The sequence below is a fragment of the Fructilactobacillus sp. X8R1C1 genome, assembly GCF_059900945.1.
This window is the reverse complement of record NZ_JBWXVH010000001.1, coordinates 148,486-164,183: the sequence shown is the minus strand read 5'-3', so window position 1 is coordinate 164,183 and position 15,698 is coordinate 148,486. Positions and strand designations below refer to the sequence as shown.

The 15,698-nt window shown below is 37.3% G+C and carries 11 protein-coding genes; 1 reads left to right on the top strand and 10 read right to left on the bottom strand.

The annotated features are described in order from the left end of the window. Nucleotides 1-53 precede the first annotated feature (53 nt). Together pyk and dnaE are read right to left on the bottom strand one after the other, a co-directional pair. Nucleotides 54-1,814 (bottom strand): pyruvate kinase, encoded by a 1,761-nt coding sequence (pyk, locus tag AC6UD1_RS00890; RefSeq protein ID WP_500695614.1) that lies wholly within the window; start codon nucleotides 1,812-1,814, stop codon nucleotides 54-56. Between the two features lie 115 nt (nucleotides 1,815-1,929). Continuing rightward, nucleotides 1,930-5,280 carry a DNA polymerase III subunit alpha gene (dnaE, locus tag AC6UD1_RS00885; protein ID WP_500693793.1) on the bottom strand — a complete coding sequence of 1,117 codons (3,351 nt, stop codon included), beginning with the start codon at nucleotides 5,278-5,280 and terminating at the stop codon, nucleotides 1,930-1,932. 125 nt (nucleotides 5,281-5,405) lie between these two features. Here dnaE and AC6UD1_RS00880 point away from each other — a divergent pair, with 125 nt between their 5' ends. Continuing rightward, nucleotides 5,406-5,582, top strand: coding sequence for a YjzD family protein (locus AC6UD1_RS00880; RefSeq protein ID WP_500693794.1), 177 nt, complete (start codon nucleotides 5,406-5,408; stop codon nucleotides 5,580-5,582). Between the two features lie 45 nt (nucleotides 5,583-5,627). Here AC6UD1_RS00880 and pepT read toward each other — a convergent pair whose 3' ends face one another. The 8 genes from pepT to recO all read right to left on the bottom strand — a co-directional run bounded on the left by pepT (nucleotide 5,628) and on the right by recO (nucleotide 15,698). Next, complete coding sequence (pepT, locus tag AC6UD1_RS00875; RefSeq protein ID WP_500707090.1) at nucleotides 5,628-6,866, bottom strand: peptidase T; 1,239 nt, start codon at nucleotides 6,864-6,866, stop codon at nucleotides 5,628-5,630. Between the two features lie 11 nt (nucleotides 6,867-6,877). Beyond that, nucleotides 6,878-7,690 (bottom strand): Nif3-like dinuclear metal center hexameric protein, encoded by an 813-nt coding sequence (locus AC6UD1_RS00870; RefSeq protein WP_500707089.1) that lies wholly within the window; start codon nucleotides 7,688-7,690, stop codon nucleotides 6,878-6,880. Continuing rightward, nucleotides 7,677-8,381, bottom strand: coding sequence for a tRNA (adenine(22)-N(1))-methyltransferase (locus AC6UD1_RS00865; protein WP_500707088.1), 705 nt, complete (start codon nucleotides 8,379-8,381; stop codon nucleotides 7,677-7,679). The genes AC6UD1_RS00870 and AC6UD1_RS00865 overlap by 14 nt, the downstream gene beginning before the upstream one ends. Nucleotides 8,382-8,438: 57 nt before the next feature. After that, a complete protein-coding gene (gene rpoD / locus AC6UD1_RS00860) occupies nucleotides 8,439-9,704 on the bottom strand; it encodes an RNA polymerase sigma factor RpoD (RefSeq protein WP_500693798.1) in 1,266 nt (421 codons plus the stop codon). Nucleotides 9,705-9,730: 26 nt separating this feature from the next. After that, complete coding sequence (gene dnaG, locus AC6UD1_RS00855) at nucleotides 9,731-11,551, bottom strand: DNA primase (RefSeq protein ID WP_500706438.1); 1,821 nt, start codon at nucleotides 11,549-11,551, stop codon at nucleotides 9,731-9,733. Between the two features lie 45 nt (nucleotides 11,552-11,596). Then, nucleotides 11,597-13,675, bottom strand: coding sequence for a glycine--tRNA ligase subunit beta (glyS, locus tag AC6UD1_RS00850; RefSeq protein ID WP_500707087.1), 2,079 nt, complete (start codon nucleotides 13,673-13,675; stop codon nucleotides 11,597-11,599). After that, nucleotides 13,676-14,644, bottom strand: coding sequence for a glycine--tRNA ligase subunit alpha (gene glyQ / locus AC6UD1_RS00845; RefSeq protein WP_500696652.1), 969 nt, complete (start codon nucleotides 14,642-14,644; stop codon nucleotides 13,676-13,678). 280 nt (nucleotides 14,645-14,924) lie between these two features. Further along, nucleotides 14,925-15,698, bottom strand: coding sequence for a DNA repair protein RecO (recO, locus tag AC6UD1_RS00840; protein ID WP_500696651.1), 774 nt, complete (start codon nucleotides 15,696-15,698; stop codon nucleotides 14,925-14,927).

Here is a 15,698-nt window from a genome sequence, read left to right as displayed (position 1 = left end):
ACCAAATAAAAAAAGCATCCGATAATAATCGGGTGCTTCATTCTTAATAATTATTATTTAGCTTTTGATTGGTTACCAGCGTAAACAACACCGCGACGACCATCAACAGTAACTAATTGACCATCTTTGATGTTTTCAACTGCATCAGTAGCACCAACAATTACTGGAATATTAAGGGAGATACCAACGACAGCAGCGTATGAGGTCAAACCACCGTTTTCAACCACGATTGCACTTGACTTCTTCATTGCTGGTAAGTAGTCCTTGTTTGTATCCTTAACAACTAGAACGCCACCATCAACGGCTTTATCGTTAGCTTCCTTAGCATCTTTAGCAACTACTGTCTTGCCAATGACAGTTTCACCACCAACACCTTGACCTTGAGCTAATTTAGTACCAATCAACTTAACACGAATTGTGTTAGTAGTCCCTTGATCACCTAATGGTACACCTGAAGTAATCAAGATCATGTCGCCTTCCTTAGCAAGTCCAGTTTCAACTGCCTTTTTAGCAGCCAATTCGAACATTTCATCTGGATTTGATGGTTTATCAACTAAGATTGGTTGAACACCATAGTTAACCGTCAAGCCACGACGAACACGATCGTTAAACGTTAAAGCAAGAATATCAGCGTCTGGATGATATTTTGAAATCATTCTTGCAGTGTAACCTGAACCGGTTGCAGCTACAATTGTGTGAATTCCCATATCCTTAGCAATCCGTGCAACTGCTTCACCAAGTGACTCAGTGACGTCACCAGTACCGAACTTAGGACGTGGAGTACCAAATTCAAAGAAGTGTTTGTCAGCTTCGATATCAATCTTGCTCATCATTGCAACTGACTTAACTGGGTAATCACCGTTAGCACTTTCACCTGAAAGCATAGTTGCATCAGTACCATCATAAACAGCATTAGCAACATCAGATACTTCGGCACGAGTAGGTCTTGGTTCTTCTTGCATGGAATCAAGCATTTGAGTAGCAGTGATAACTGGTTTACCTAAATCATTACAGATCTTGATTAAATGTTTTTGAACGGTTGGGACATTTTCTGGTGGAATTTCAACTCCCATGTCACCTCTGGCAACCATCAAACCATCAGATACTTTGATGATTTCGTTAAAGTTGTCGATTCCTTCTTGTGATTCAATCTTAGGAAAAATTTGAACGTCTTCCATATTCTTGCTTTCAAGTAAGGCACGGATATCTAGGACATCTTGTGGCTTTCTAACAAATGAAGCAGAGATATAGTTAATACCATGGTCACATCCGAAAAGGATATCATCAGTATCTTTTTCAGTAATACCAGGTAAGTTAATTGAAACTCCTGGAGCATTAACACCCTTACGTGAGCCCAAGACCCCGTTATTTTGGGCAGTAACCACTAACTCTTTGTTGGCATCATCTTTTTTGTCAATCTTGGTATCCAAAAGACCGTCATCAAAAAGAACATGTCCGCCAACTTTAACGTCGTCATACAAGCCTGGGTAAGAAACAGCAATCTTGTCTTTGGTTCCCTCAAGGTTCCCATCCATTGAAATTCTAAATTGATCACCAGTGTGGTATTCAATCTTTCCGTCTTTTTGTACCGTGGTTCTGATTTCAGCACCCTTAGTATCTAAGACAATTCCAACAACCTTACCAGTTTTCTTTTCCGCTTCTTTCACTTTATTCATACGGTCTAAATGTTCCGCATGGTCTCCGTGTGAAAAATTGAAACGAAAAACGTTTGCTCCTGCTTCAATAAGCTTAGTGATGGTATCAACATCAGTACTTGCAGGACCAAGTGTACTTACGATCTTTGTTCTCTTCATAAGTAAAGCCTCTCCTTTTTGCATGGCACACATCTGCGTACCAAGCATTATTTGATTTCAAGTGTATTGTATCACTTTTTATAAGGATTGTCGTTAGTTTCACAGGCAAAATTTATCATTGTGTAACAACGTTTCCCACTCCTAAAATGTCGCGTAAATCATGCATTAAATCAGAATTAATGGCCACGTTATATGCTTTATCTAATAGTTGCTTTCGATCATCGGAAGCTCGATAAAGCAAAATTGGTGTTGAACCAGGATATCTTTTTATTATCCGGATTAAATCTTGATAGATTGAATCTCGATCATGATCTAACGCAATCTTTAAATAAAGCTTTTTTTGATGATCAACTTTTTTTAAAGACTGATGAACGACATTAGCAGCTGGTTCAATTGAATTTGCCACTAATTGAAGTCCCCGTTGAACCTCAATGTTTCCAGACACCAAAACCACTATTCCACTTTTTATCCATCCACTAATTTTAGCGTAAAGATTAGGAAAAATGGTCACATCAATATCACCAAACTGATCATTACCATCTATGAAAGCCATAAGTTGCCCTTTTTTCGTTCGGATCGTCTTTACATGAGATACAAACAAAATCATTTTCACGTTTTTACTGGGCTCATGAATATCATTAGTAGTTAAAGCATGCACTTGTTCTTGTAAATCAGTATAGTGACCAACTGGATGCCCGGTTAAATAAGTTCCAAGGTACTCATTTTCCTTGTTTAGTTTCTCCCAATCAGAAAAATCATCAGTTCTTTTAATTTTGGGAGCCAACGCTTGAATTAATTCAATTGAGTTCCCACTTAATTCAGTAGAACTAATAAATTCTGGAATGGCATTAATTAATTCTTTTCGGTTATACCCAAAACCATCAAGCGCCCCTGAATAAGCAAGTGCATTTAAAAGATCAATTTTTCTAAACCTGGGATCGATTCGACTGATTAATTCCTGTAAATCATGAAAATTACCATTTTGTTTTCGTTCTTCCTCAACATTCTTAATAAAATCGGTTCGTAATCCTTTGATGGTACGAAGTCCAAACCTGATTTTACCATCCTGATAAGTATAAACATCTTTACTCTCATTGATATCAGGACGCTCAACTTGAATATCTGATTCTTTGGCTTCTTGAACGTAATTCTTGGTCTTACGTGAATTACCGATCACCGAATTTAGCAACGATGTAAAAAATGGACCAGGAAAATGAACTTTTAAATAGGCCAACTGAAACGCCATTTTGCTATATGCAACTGCGTGAGACTTATTAAATCCATAGTCGGCAAATCGTTCCATATAGTCAAACGTTGTCTTTGAAACGTCTTTAGAATATCCTTTTTTACTAGCGCCATCAATGAACTGGATCTTCATGTTATCCATTTCTTTTTTATGCTTTTTGCTCATCGCACGGCGCAAAATATCAGCTTGTCCCAGTGTAAAACCACCCATTGCCGATGCAAGTTGCATAACTTGTTCCTGATAAACAATAATGCCAAAGGTTGAACCCAAAATGTTTTTAATGGTTTCATTTGGATAGTTAACCGTCTGAGTCCCATTCTTTCTGGCAATAAACATATCAATATTCTTAATGGGACCGGGTCGATACAAAGCATTCACGGCTGCCACCATATCAAAATCATTTGGTTTTAATTTACGTAACACGTTTTGAATCCCAGATGATTCAAATTGAAAAACCCCATTAGTCTTACCAGATTGAAAAAGCTTCAAAGTATCCTGATCATTTAAATTGATGTCAGTTATTTCAAAATTACGATCAACTTTTGAATGAATAATTTCTAAAATGTTAGCCATTGTAGAGAGGTTTCTCAAACCCAAAAAATCAATCTTTAAGAGCCCCACGCTTTCAACATAATACTTGGAGTACTGGGTCATCAACAATCCATCATTTCCGGATTGAAGTGGAGCACGATCAACGATGGGATCTTCACTTAAAATTAAACCAGCAGCGTGAGTGGAAAAATGGCGTGGTAGTCCCTCTAGTTTTTCAGCAATATCAAATAGCAACCGATTGGTTTTACTATCAGCTAATAAATTTCTTAATTTCTGTGATTCTGATTCGGCCTTAGCCAGGGATTCATGAAGCTGATTTGGAATTGCAGATGACCACTTTGCCATTTGAGTTGGAGTCATTCCAAATACCCTGCCAACATCTCGAAGAGCTTGTTTGGCAGCTAACGTTCCAAAAGTCACAATTTGAGCAACATGTTCATTTCCATATTTTTGATGAACATACTGTAAAATATCATCACGCCGATTATCGGGAATATCTAAATCAATATCCGGCATCTGTGCTCGTTCTTCGTTTAAAAATCGTTCAAATAGCAAATTATACTTAATCGGATCCACATCGGTAATTTTTAAAGTGTACGCAACTAATGATCCCGCTGAAGATCCCCGACCAGGTCCAGTTATAATTCCTTGGTGATGAGCAAAATTTAAAACATCCCATACAATCAAGAAATAATCATCAAATCCCATCCGATTAATAACTTTTAGTTCAGAATCTAACCGGTCCTGATACTCACTACGATTAAGATGCGATTGATCCTTCAATCTTTCCTTTAAACCAAGTTCACATAATTGACGTAAATAGTCCTTTGAAGAAAGATTATCTGGAGCTTTAAACGTCGGTAGTTTAGGTTGCTCTTTGGGAATCGCTACGTCAACTTCATCAACCATTTTCTGGTTATTTAAAACCGCTTGATCAAGCCCTAGATTGTGATACTGAGTCTCAATATTATGACGATCCTTCAACCATTTTGTTCCAACCTGGTGCCGTTCTTCCATTGGATTTTTGATCACATCACCAGTTCCAATCGACTTTAAAACTTCATTTGAAAAATAATCATCTGCGTCAAGATATTCAACCGAATTAAGCGCCACTAAATCAACATCAGCTTGGACCCCTAGGTTCTTAAGCTCATTTATAATTATCTTAGTTCGATTTAAGCTAATTCCAACTTTTACTGCATTTGAATCGCTAACGCTCTTTACTTTAGCAATTAAGGTTTTAACCTCGCTCATTCTTCCTACTTCAATTAGTTTATTTAACTCACTATTCTCTGGAAAAATGACAAATAGATGGTGGAGTTTATCCTTGATTTTTTCAATAACATTAGTTTGATCATTACTCATCAAAAGTGATGAAATTTTCATCAAATTCTTGTACCCATCCTGATCTTTAGCAATCAAAATCAATTCGGACTTGTTTTCTTTAAAAAACATCCCGTCCAAAACTGCCGTTAAACCAATAATTGGCTTAATACCCTGCTTTTTTGCCTCATTATAAAAAGCTACCGACCCATACATCACATTCCGATCAGTTAGAGCCACACTTTGATAACCACGCGCACGAGCTTTTTCAATTAACTTAGGAACCGTATTGGTACTTTGAAGCAAACTATACGATGTGATGTTTTGTAACGGATTGTATCCCAAAATTTGTCATCTCCTTTCTTAATTCATATTCATTATAGCAAATGGACCCGATAAATTTTATTCGAAGTTTGTAATTGATTTTTTCTACTGTAGTGATAAACTACTGGTATTGAGAGGTGTTAATTATGAAGACGTTTGCTGCTAACTTAACTGGTGCTTTCTGGGGATTTGTATATGGCGAAATTATTGGTTATATTGGATCGGCCTTGGTTGGCGCACCTTATAATTGGATTCAAGTTGGAGTAATCGGCGCTGTTGTTGCCCTTATTGCCTTCAACGGAATTAAACTAATTAGTCGTTAATTAGAAATAAAAATAACCTGCAGGTTCAACCTGCAGGTTATTTTTTTAGTCTTTTGAAACATCCTCTGAAATCTTAATAATTAAATCGACAGCCTTTTCCATCGTTTGAAGCGACACATATTCAAAGCGGCCATGCATGTTTTCTGGTCCAGCAAATAGGTTGGGAGTTGGAATCCCAAGAAAAGAAATCTTAGAACCATCAGTACCACCACGAACCGGATAAATATTTGGCTTAATGTTAACTTCATTCATGGCATCCTTAGCAATGTTGACGGGTGTCATATCTTTCTTAATGATTTCCGCCATGTTGTAATATTCATCATGCATCTCAAGTTCAACTCTCCCATCACCATATTTATCATTAAACTTATTAACTAAGTTTTGAATGAATTGCTTGCGTTCGTTGAACTTACTCTTATCATGATCACGAATGATGTAATCTAATTTAGCATGATCAGTTACCCCATCAATCGCAAGCAGATAATAAAAGCCCTGACGATCTTTGGTATTTTCCGGTCGTTGGTCCTTTGGTAATTGATTATGAAAATCAATCGCAAGCTGAGAGGCATTTACCATCACACCATAGGCGTCACCAGGATGAACATCAGTTCCGTTGAATTTTATTGTGGCAGCCGCCGCATTAAACGTTTCGTACTCTAAGTCTCCAAGTGGACCACCATCAACCGTGTATGCAAAATCAGCACCAAAATCAGTAACGTCAAATTGATCGGCTCCGGTACCAATCTCCTCATCTGGTCCAAACCCAACTACGATATCGCCATGCTTAATTTCGGGATGATCAACTAAGTATTTCATTGCCGTCATAATTTCAGCCACTCCCGCCTTATCGTCAGCTCCTAAGAGAGTTGAACCATCGGTAGTAATTAAAGTTTGACCAGCATACTTTTTAAGGGTTGGAAATACGCTCGGATCCAGCTGGTATTTGCCATCTTTATCAAGTTTAATAATCGATTTTCCATCGTAATTTTTAACTACTTGTGGATTGACGTGTTCTGAATTAAAGTCTGCAGTGTCTATATGAGAGATAAATCCAATCTTAGGAACTTTTTGCTTAACATTACTTGGTAAATCAGCAAAAACATAACCACTTTTTTCATTGGTTCGTACGTTTTCCATCCCAATATCCTTTAATTCATAAGAAAGTTCGTTTAAAAAATCAACTTCTTTAGGATCAGACGGAATTGTGTCAGAATTCGGATTAGATCTCGTATTCACCTTCACATATTTCAAAAAGCGATCCAGTAACTGCTTGCTATCAGTCATAACTATTCCTCCTATATAAACTCAAACGGATCCGTGTTTAGTTGCGATGCAAATACATTGATATCCCAACGATTTTCATCAGACCAGCGCGTAAACATTTCAGCTAACTTATTTTTACATATACTTTCAATATGGTGCCCGGGATCAATCGCAGACAGACCACTTGAAAGCATCTCTTGAGAAGTATGATAATACAAATCGCCAGTAATATAAACTTGAACGCCTTGTTCAATCGCTTGTCGATAGAACTTGCCACCGTCTCCACCTAAGATAGCAATCCGCTTAACACGCTCTTGATCATCATTTGTTACTATTCGTAAACCGCTAATTCCAAACACTTGTTTACATAGTCGACCTAAATCAATGATTTTCATTGATTGTTTCAAGTTGCCAACGCGTCCCATCGAATAATTAGTAGGAAAACCATTAGTATCCAAATGGGGTACCAGTCCAACGGTATTTTGAAGACCGATCGCATCTGCTAGCCAGTCATTCATTCCACCATTTGCATTATCCAAGTTCGTATGAGCCGCATAAACGGTAATATTATGTTTCAAAATATTAGCGTACATTTGATTTTGGGGATCAGCTAAATCTAAATTCTTTGCAGGATGAAACATCACGGGATGATGGGCAAAAATAAAATCAACGTTCTTGTTGATCGCTTCATCAACCACTTCAGGTCTAACGTCTAAAGTGGTCATGACGTTTTTAATACTTCGCTTTTTAGAACCAATTTGAAATCCAGTTGGGTCTTTTGGTTCAGCAAGTGAAAGTGGTGCGAATCGTTCAAATCTAGTAATTAAGTCATTAACGGTTGTCATCTAAAATCTCCTCTAATTCTTCGTTAATCTTTTGGATGTGTTGAATTTTTTCAAGAGGTGGATTAGTAGCATTATGCAGATTATCCAAAACAATCTTATTTTTCCGCATCCGATCAGTCCATTTTGCAATAAATGCTTGTTTTTGTTGTTTTAAAAGAATCGGTCCAAACCTTAGTTCCTGATTAGAATACTTAACCGGATTCGTTGATGGAGTTGCCAAGATCATTTCATAAAAATGACCAGCATCAAAAACAATGTTTTCAATATCAATCTTATACTGATTTGTAACTAACCAACTTCTTACTCGAATTTCATCAACGTTTGGTTGCAGAATTAGGGCCGTTTGTTTAGAAAGTTTCTCTTTGCCACGTTCAAGGATCTGAGTGATTAATTCACCACCCATCCCAGCAATCACAATTGCATTCACGTGGTCACTTGATTTAATCACATTAAGTCCATCTCCCAACCGGGTCACCATTTTATCACCTAAGTGTTGTTCTTCCATTTCCGATGTTGCGTTATGCAGTGGTCCAGGAGCAACCTCACCGGCAATCGCAAACTTAATCAAATTCCGTTTTAACAAATAAGCCGGAACATAAGCGTGATCCGAACCGATATCAGCTATTGTTGCCCCATTAGGAACTAAATCAGAAACTGCTTGTAAACGTGGCGATAACTTTTTTGCCGTCATCGTTTCCCTCCTAATCCAATAAAAAAGCAGCGATCCAGTTGGATCTCTGCCACATCTTTAATCTAAGAAATCTTTTAATTGTTTACTGCGTGATGGATGTCTCAGTTTTCTTAATGCTTTAGCTTCAATCTGTCGAATTCGTTCTCTAGTGACACCAAAGACTTTTCCAACCTCTTCTAAGGTTCGAGTTCTTCCATCATCTAACCCAAACCTAAGTCGTAAAACGTTCTCTTCACGGTCAGTTAACGTATCTAGGACACTTTCAAGTTGTTCTTTTAAAAGCTCATAAGCAGCATGATCAGCAGGACTAGTGGCATCTTCATCTTCAATAAAGTCACCTAAGTGGGAGTCATCTTCTTCACCAATTGGAGTTTCAAGTGAAACTGGTTCCTGAGCAATCTTAAGGATCTCTCTAACCTTTGAAGTTGGCATATCCATCTCAGCACCAATCTCAGATGGTAACGGTTCTCTGCCAAGGTCTTGGAGTAATTGACGCTGAATTCGAATCAGTTTATTGATGGTTTCAACCATATGAACGGGAATTCGAATGGTTCGAGCCTGATCCGCAATGGCTCGAGTAATTGCTTGTCTAATCCACCACGTAGCGTACGTTGAAAACTTAAATCCTTTACGGTAATCAAACTTCTCAACGGCCTTCATTAAACCCATGTTCCCTTCTTGAATCAAATCAAGAAATTGCATGCCACGGCCAACGTAACGCTTGGCAATTGAAACAACTAATCGCAAGTTTGCTTCAGCTAATTCTTGTTTAGCTGTTTCATCACCCTGCTCGATTCTGAGAGCTAATTGTACCTCTTGATCAGCGGTAAGTAATGGAACTCGACCAATTTCCTTTAGGTACATTCTGACCGGATCATTAATTTTAACTCCCTTTGAACTGGAAGCATTTTTTAGTTCTTTTTGAGTAACTTTTTTAGCTGCTTTTAAAGCTCTGGGATCTGGTTCGCCACTTTCATCAACAATACTTATTCCTGAGTCTTCAACCTTTTCCATCAATTCGTTCATTTGTTTTTTATTCAAACTAAATGGAACCTGGAGTTCTTCCTCTAAGACCCCATAGGTGATGTGACCAACCTTCTTGTGCTTCTTTACAACGGCGTCAAAAACCTTCTTATATCCAGTTTTATCAAATTTTTCTTTACTCGTTGTCTTCTTTGCTCTAGTTGCCTTAGTTTTAGTCGTTTTCTTTGCAGTAGTCTTTTTAGTGCTCTTATTTTTAGGAGCACCGCTCTTTTTGGGAGCTGCTTTCGCAGTCTTATTTGTGGAATTTACTTCATTTTTCTTAATGTCTTTTTCTGCCATAAAAATTGCCTCCCATTACTGTATTCTTATTGATACTTCTTTTGCAGGTCCTGGTATTCTTTACCCAATTGGGCAGCCTTATCAGTATCACCAAGTTTAACTGCATCTAACATTTCTTGATACTTTGATTTAAGGGATACCCCACCAGTTAAAGCCTGCTTTATTATTTTAACACAATCGTCAACTTCTTTTTCACTTGGCTCATTAGATAAAGCAGCCATTTCAATATTAGCGAAAGTTGATTGCAAATCAGATTCCTTCAAAAAGTCACTAAATTCAGCAGGAACGTACTCGTCATGCGACTGAAAATAATGTTGTGCAAGTAAATAAATCGTTTGATACCCATCATGAACAAAACTAAAATCAGGATCATCGGTCACCTTTAGCCAAACATCATGATTATTCAACATTCGTGACAAAAGTAACCGCTCCGCACTTTCAACTTTAGTAATCTTCTTTGGATTTCGATTCAAAACTTCAGGAGATGAGTCAGTCTTCAACCTACGAATTTGTTTTCTTTGCTGTTTATTGATGAAGGTCGAACGAATTTGTTTACATTGAACCGACAAAGCATTGATATCCAAGTCAAACTCATCAGCTAAATGTTTTAAATAAACACTACGTTCAACGGGTTTGTCAATTTTTGCAATCACATTAACGGCTTCATCTACATAATTTAGTTTTTCTTCATCATTACTTAAATCATACTGCGTTTTAAGAAAATGCAATTCAAAGGAAGTTGTGGTTTCTCGAGCACTTTTGATAGCATCTTTAAACTTGTCATTTCCATTTTTTCGTCGATACTCATCAGGATCAACCCCGTTGGGCATTTGAATCACGCCAACTTTAAACTTACCTTCACTACTTAAAAGGCTAATCGCTCGCTTAGTAGCCTTCTGTCCAGGTTCATCGCCATCATAACAAACGTATATCTGATTCGTTAACTGATTGAACTGATAAATTTGTTCGTTCGTCAAACTCGTTCCCATTGAAGCAACGCCGTTTTTAACCCCGGCCTGAAAAGCAGAAATAACGTCCATAAAACCCTCAAACAGAATTAAATTTTGCTCATTTCGAATACTAGACTTGGCAAGATCGAGATTATAAATAATCCTTCGTTTATTAAAGATGCTAGTTTCAGGACTATTTAAATATTTTGGAAGATCAGGATCTCGATGTAAGATTCTACCGGAAAATCCAATGGTCTTAGAATTAGGATCCCTGATAGGATACATGATCCGATTCGAAAATCGATCATTCAATTCACCACTCGAATTTTCAACAAACAATCCCGATTTTCGTAAAAGTTGAAAATCAGTTTTTTTGTTCTTAAAGAACGGTTTTAAGAGTCTTTGGCTAGGGGCAAATCCTAAGTTAAAAGTTTCAATCATTTCATCCGTTATTTTTCGTTCATGCAGATATTTTAATGCGGGAACTCCAAGCTCAGTGTTAACCAATACATGATGATAGAGTTTACTGGCTTCCTCATGAAGATTAATGAGGCTGTTCTTTTCTGAATTTACTGGAGATTTACTATTATCATTTTGAACTGAGTCAGGAAGAGTAATTCCCTCATCTTCTGCCACAGCAATAACAGCTTCTGGAAAGGAAATTCCTTGCAAATCCATGAGGAATTTAAAAACATTTCCACCGCGTCCACAACTAAAACAATGAAAAATCTGTTTACTTTCTGACACAGAAAAGGATGGTGTTCTTTCCTCATGGAACGGACACAAACCGAATAAATTATTTCCTGACTTCTTTAGATTGACATACTTACTAACAACGTCAGTAATGTTAGTCTTACTTAAGACATCATCAATTACCGTTTCAGGAATTTTTGCCATGAGATCACCATCCTTTCTCGGAAATCTATTCTAATATTAATTTTTTTATTTAACAATTATTTCGTCGACATCAGCAAAGTGATCAATCATTCTTGCTAAATTAGCCAATTCTGCCAGACGATTATTGCGAACTTTCGTGTCGTCTGCCATTACCATGGTTTTATCAAAATATTCATCAATGAGTGGCTTTAAAGAAGTTAATTCATTAAAAGCTTGGTTAGCATTCAATTCATTAAAGTTTGGGCTGATAAGTTTGATTTTATCATTAAGGACTTTCTCTGAATCATTTTCAAACAACTTTTCATCAACTTTAACACTACCAGCTGGAAAATGACCTTTTTGAGCAATCCGAACCACTCGTGTCAGTGCTTCAATTGATTCTTTAAAATTAGGATCATCTTTATGATCATTTAATGTCATTGCGGTTTCAACGTTAAAGTAAATATCACTGTCAGTTGATCCCACCGCCGCATCAATTAGATCATAGCGAATATCTTTCGACTTGAGTTGTCGTTTAATTCTTTCTTTAATAAACGCAACCACGTCAGAAACAATCTTAGTTTGATCTACTTTTGGTAAGACCGCTTTAGCTTTCTCTTCAGCAATCACTTGATTCATTAATGGCATAAGTGGTACTCGCCACTTTTCACTAACAACAATTCTAACAATTCCAGCTGCCTGCCTTCTTAATGCATACGGATCATTTGAACCACTAGGAATCATATCTGCAGCAAAGAAGGTCATCACACTGTCAAGTTTATCTGCCACTGACAAAGCAGCACCTACTTTAGTTTTGGGAAGTTCCCCGTCGGATGAAATGGGAAGATAATGTTCACGAATTGCAGTAGCAACTTCTGGATCTTCACCCGCAAGCAATGCGTATTTTTCACCCATTACTCCTTGTAATTCAGCAAACTCTCCAACCATCCCGGTAACTAAATCAAATTTATAAATTTCTGAAGCACGTTGTAAGTGTTTTAATTGAGTTTCATCTAATCCAACATCTTTCCCAATTATCTGGGAAATAACTTGAACCCGTTGCATTTTATCGTATTCAGAAGAAATCTTATCGTGAAAGCTAACTGTTTTGAGCTTATTAACATAATCGTCAATTGATTGCTGTTGATCCTCATTATAGAAGAAATCAGCATCATCAAGTCTAGCAGTCAAAACTTTCTCGTTTCCGGCAACCACGTTATCAAGATGATTCTCATCCCCATTTCTAACGGAGACAAAATAAGGTAAAAGATTACCATCCTGATCTTCAACGTAGAAGAATCGTTGGTGGTTTCTCATTGAAGTAATCAATACTTCACGTGGAATTTTTAAGAAACGGTCGTCAAATTTTCCAGCAAAACTAGTTGGCCATTCCACTAAATTATTAACCTCTTCAAGAAGATCATTATCAATATTGACCTTCCAATTGTTCTTTTTAGCAATTGCTTCAATCTGTTTACGAATTAAATCTTTTCGCTTGTTAGCATCGGCAATCACGTGTTGGCTGGTTAAAGCTTCTTCATAATCATCGGCATTTTTTAACTCGACGTCTTTTCCAAGAAAGCGGTGTCCCCAGGTGGTCCGTCCAGAATGAACATCAACAATCTGCATTGGGATCACTTCATCGTCCAGTAAAGCCACAATCCATTTAATGGGGCGAATAAATTCAAACTTGTTGGTTCCCCACTTCATTAACGTTGGAAAAGTCATTGATTTTACAACATCATTAAGACCACTTAATACTTCTTGAACTGGTTTTCCCGCTACGTGTTTTTCAACAAAAGCATACTTAGTTCCCTTAACATCCTTAAAGACGATATCATCAGGCGTTAATCCTTGTCCTTTAGTAAAACCAATTGCCGCCTTACTCCAATTGCCATCTTTGTCCTTTGCAATCTTTTCGGCCGGACCTCGAACCTCTTTATCAACATCTGGTTGTTTGTTAACTAAGCCAGTAATTTGAATTGCCAGTCTTCTAGGAGTAGAGAATTTTTTAATTTGGTCATAAGAAATTCTTTGATCTTTTAAATACTGAGCCGCTTTTTCTGCCAATTGATTAACACTTGGCGTCACGACATGAGCGGGCATTTCTTCTAATCCAATCTCCAACAAAAATGTCTTAGCCATCTACTTATCCCCCTTGCCATCATGATGCTTTTTGTTTTTCTTCTTACTATTTTTTGAATCATCTTTTAAAAGCTCTTGTCGTTTTTGCTCATCCTTAATAAGTGGAAAACCACGCTTTTTACGCTCAGCAACAAATGCTTTGGCGATCGCGTGTGCCATTTTTCGAATTCGTGAAAGGTAACCAGCACGTTCAGTGACAGATACGGCTCCTCTTGCATCTAGTAGATTAAAAGTATGACTACATTTCAAAATATAATCATAGGCTGGGTGAACTAGTCCAAGTGATATTAATCGTTTGGCCTCTTTCTCGTAAGCATCAAACATTTCGTGCAACATTTTTTGGTCTGATTCTTCAAAACTATACTTAGAATGCTCATATTCGGGCTCTTTAAAGATGTCACCATACTTAACTCCGTTACCCCATTCCAGGTCAAAAACATTGTTGACGTCTTGAATGTACGAAGAAAGCCGTTCCAATCCATAGGTGATTTCAACCGCAACTGGATCCATGGTTAATCCACCGACAACCTGAAAATAAGTAAACTGGGTTACTTCCATGCCATCAAGCCATACTTCCCATCCAACACCGGCACATCCCATTGATGGATTTTCCCAGTTATCCTCAACAAACCGAATATCATGTTCAAGTGGATTAATTCCTAGTTGTTCAAGCGAATTAATGTACAATTCCTGGATGTTGTCCGGAGATGGCTTCATTAATACCTGAAACTGATGATGCTGATAAAGCCGATTAGGATTTTCTCCATACCTACCATCAGCTGGACGTCTTGATGGTTCAACGTAACAAACATTCCATGGCTCTGGTCCAATCGCACGCAAAAAAGTGTACGGACTCATTGTTCCCGCACCTTTCTCAGTATCATATGATTGCATCCGCATGCAACCAAGCGAACTCCAATATGACTCTAGAGTACTGATAATATCTTGGACTGATAGTTTTTCTGTCATTAACTTCTCCTCCTAATCAACAAGCAAATAAAAAAACCTATGCAAAAGTACAATGACTTTCACATAGGGACGATTTATTCGCGGTTCCACCCTACTTCTGAACTTAATCAGCAACTCGAGATTAAATGGCTCCGAAAGTGCCAATTTATACCCACATTAACCATTTCCCACTAACATGGTTTCACTGAAATGTGATAAGCATAAAACTTCTTTCATCAACACCAATTATTTAACTACTATGATTATAAAATCATCACACAAAACAGTCAACGGTTAACCATCAATTAAGGTTGATTTTCCAATTGTTCATCTGATCTAAAAATTTTTTACTCTTTAAATTTAGTCCAACAGAACTATCGTAAATTTTATCAATCACACTGCGAATTTTCTTTTTAGTTTTGCTATTAACCTGAATGTTACCAATCTTTTTTAAGTTAACCGCAGAAAATAAGCGAAGATAGTAAATTGTTTTTTGATCGAGATGCATTCGATGAGGATCAAGATGAAAATGATCCTCACAAATAATTCCTCCATACTCTTCTGAATAATCAAACTTTTTATTGGTTTGATGACAAATAACACAGGATTTAAATTCAGGTGCTACCCCAAAAGCAGGAAGAAGTTGAATCTCAATGATATTGGTAATTACTTCAGCATCAAAACCACTGTTAATCATATTTAAAGCATAGTATAAACGATTAAACCAATCGTTTATCTTAACTCCCTCAGGAAATGCCGCATCCACTAACGTCATAATGTAAGTAGCATATGCATCTAAATAAATATCATTTGCAATCTGTTCAAAATGCTTAACCTCATTACCACTACTAATGTACGACAATCCTTCTGATTTGAGCGTGCCCTCATACGTACCAAAGCTAAATGGCAAAATATCACCTGCCATTTTAAAGTTCGCTTTATTGGCTCCTCTAATAAAAAACATTTTGAGCCCAGCTTCTGCCGTCAAAAATTTCACCAACATATCGTGCTCGCGATAGTTCTTACGATACAATAAAATTCCATGAAAAGTTTGACTCCTTGGATTTACTGACAA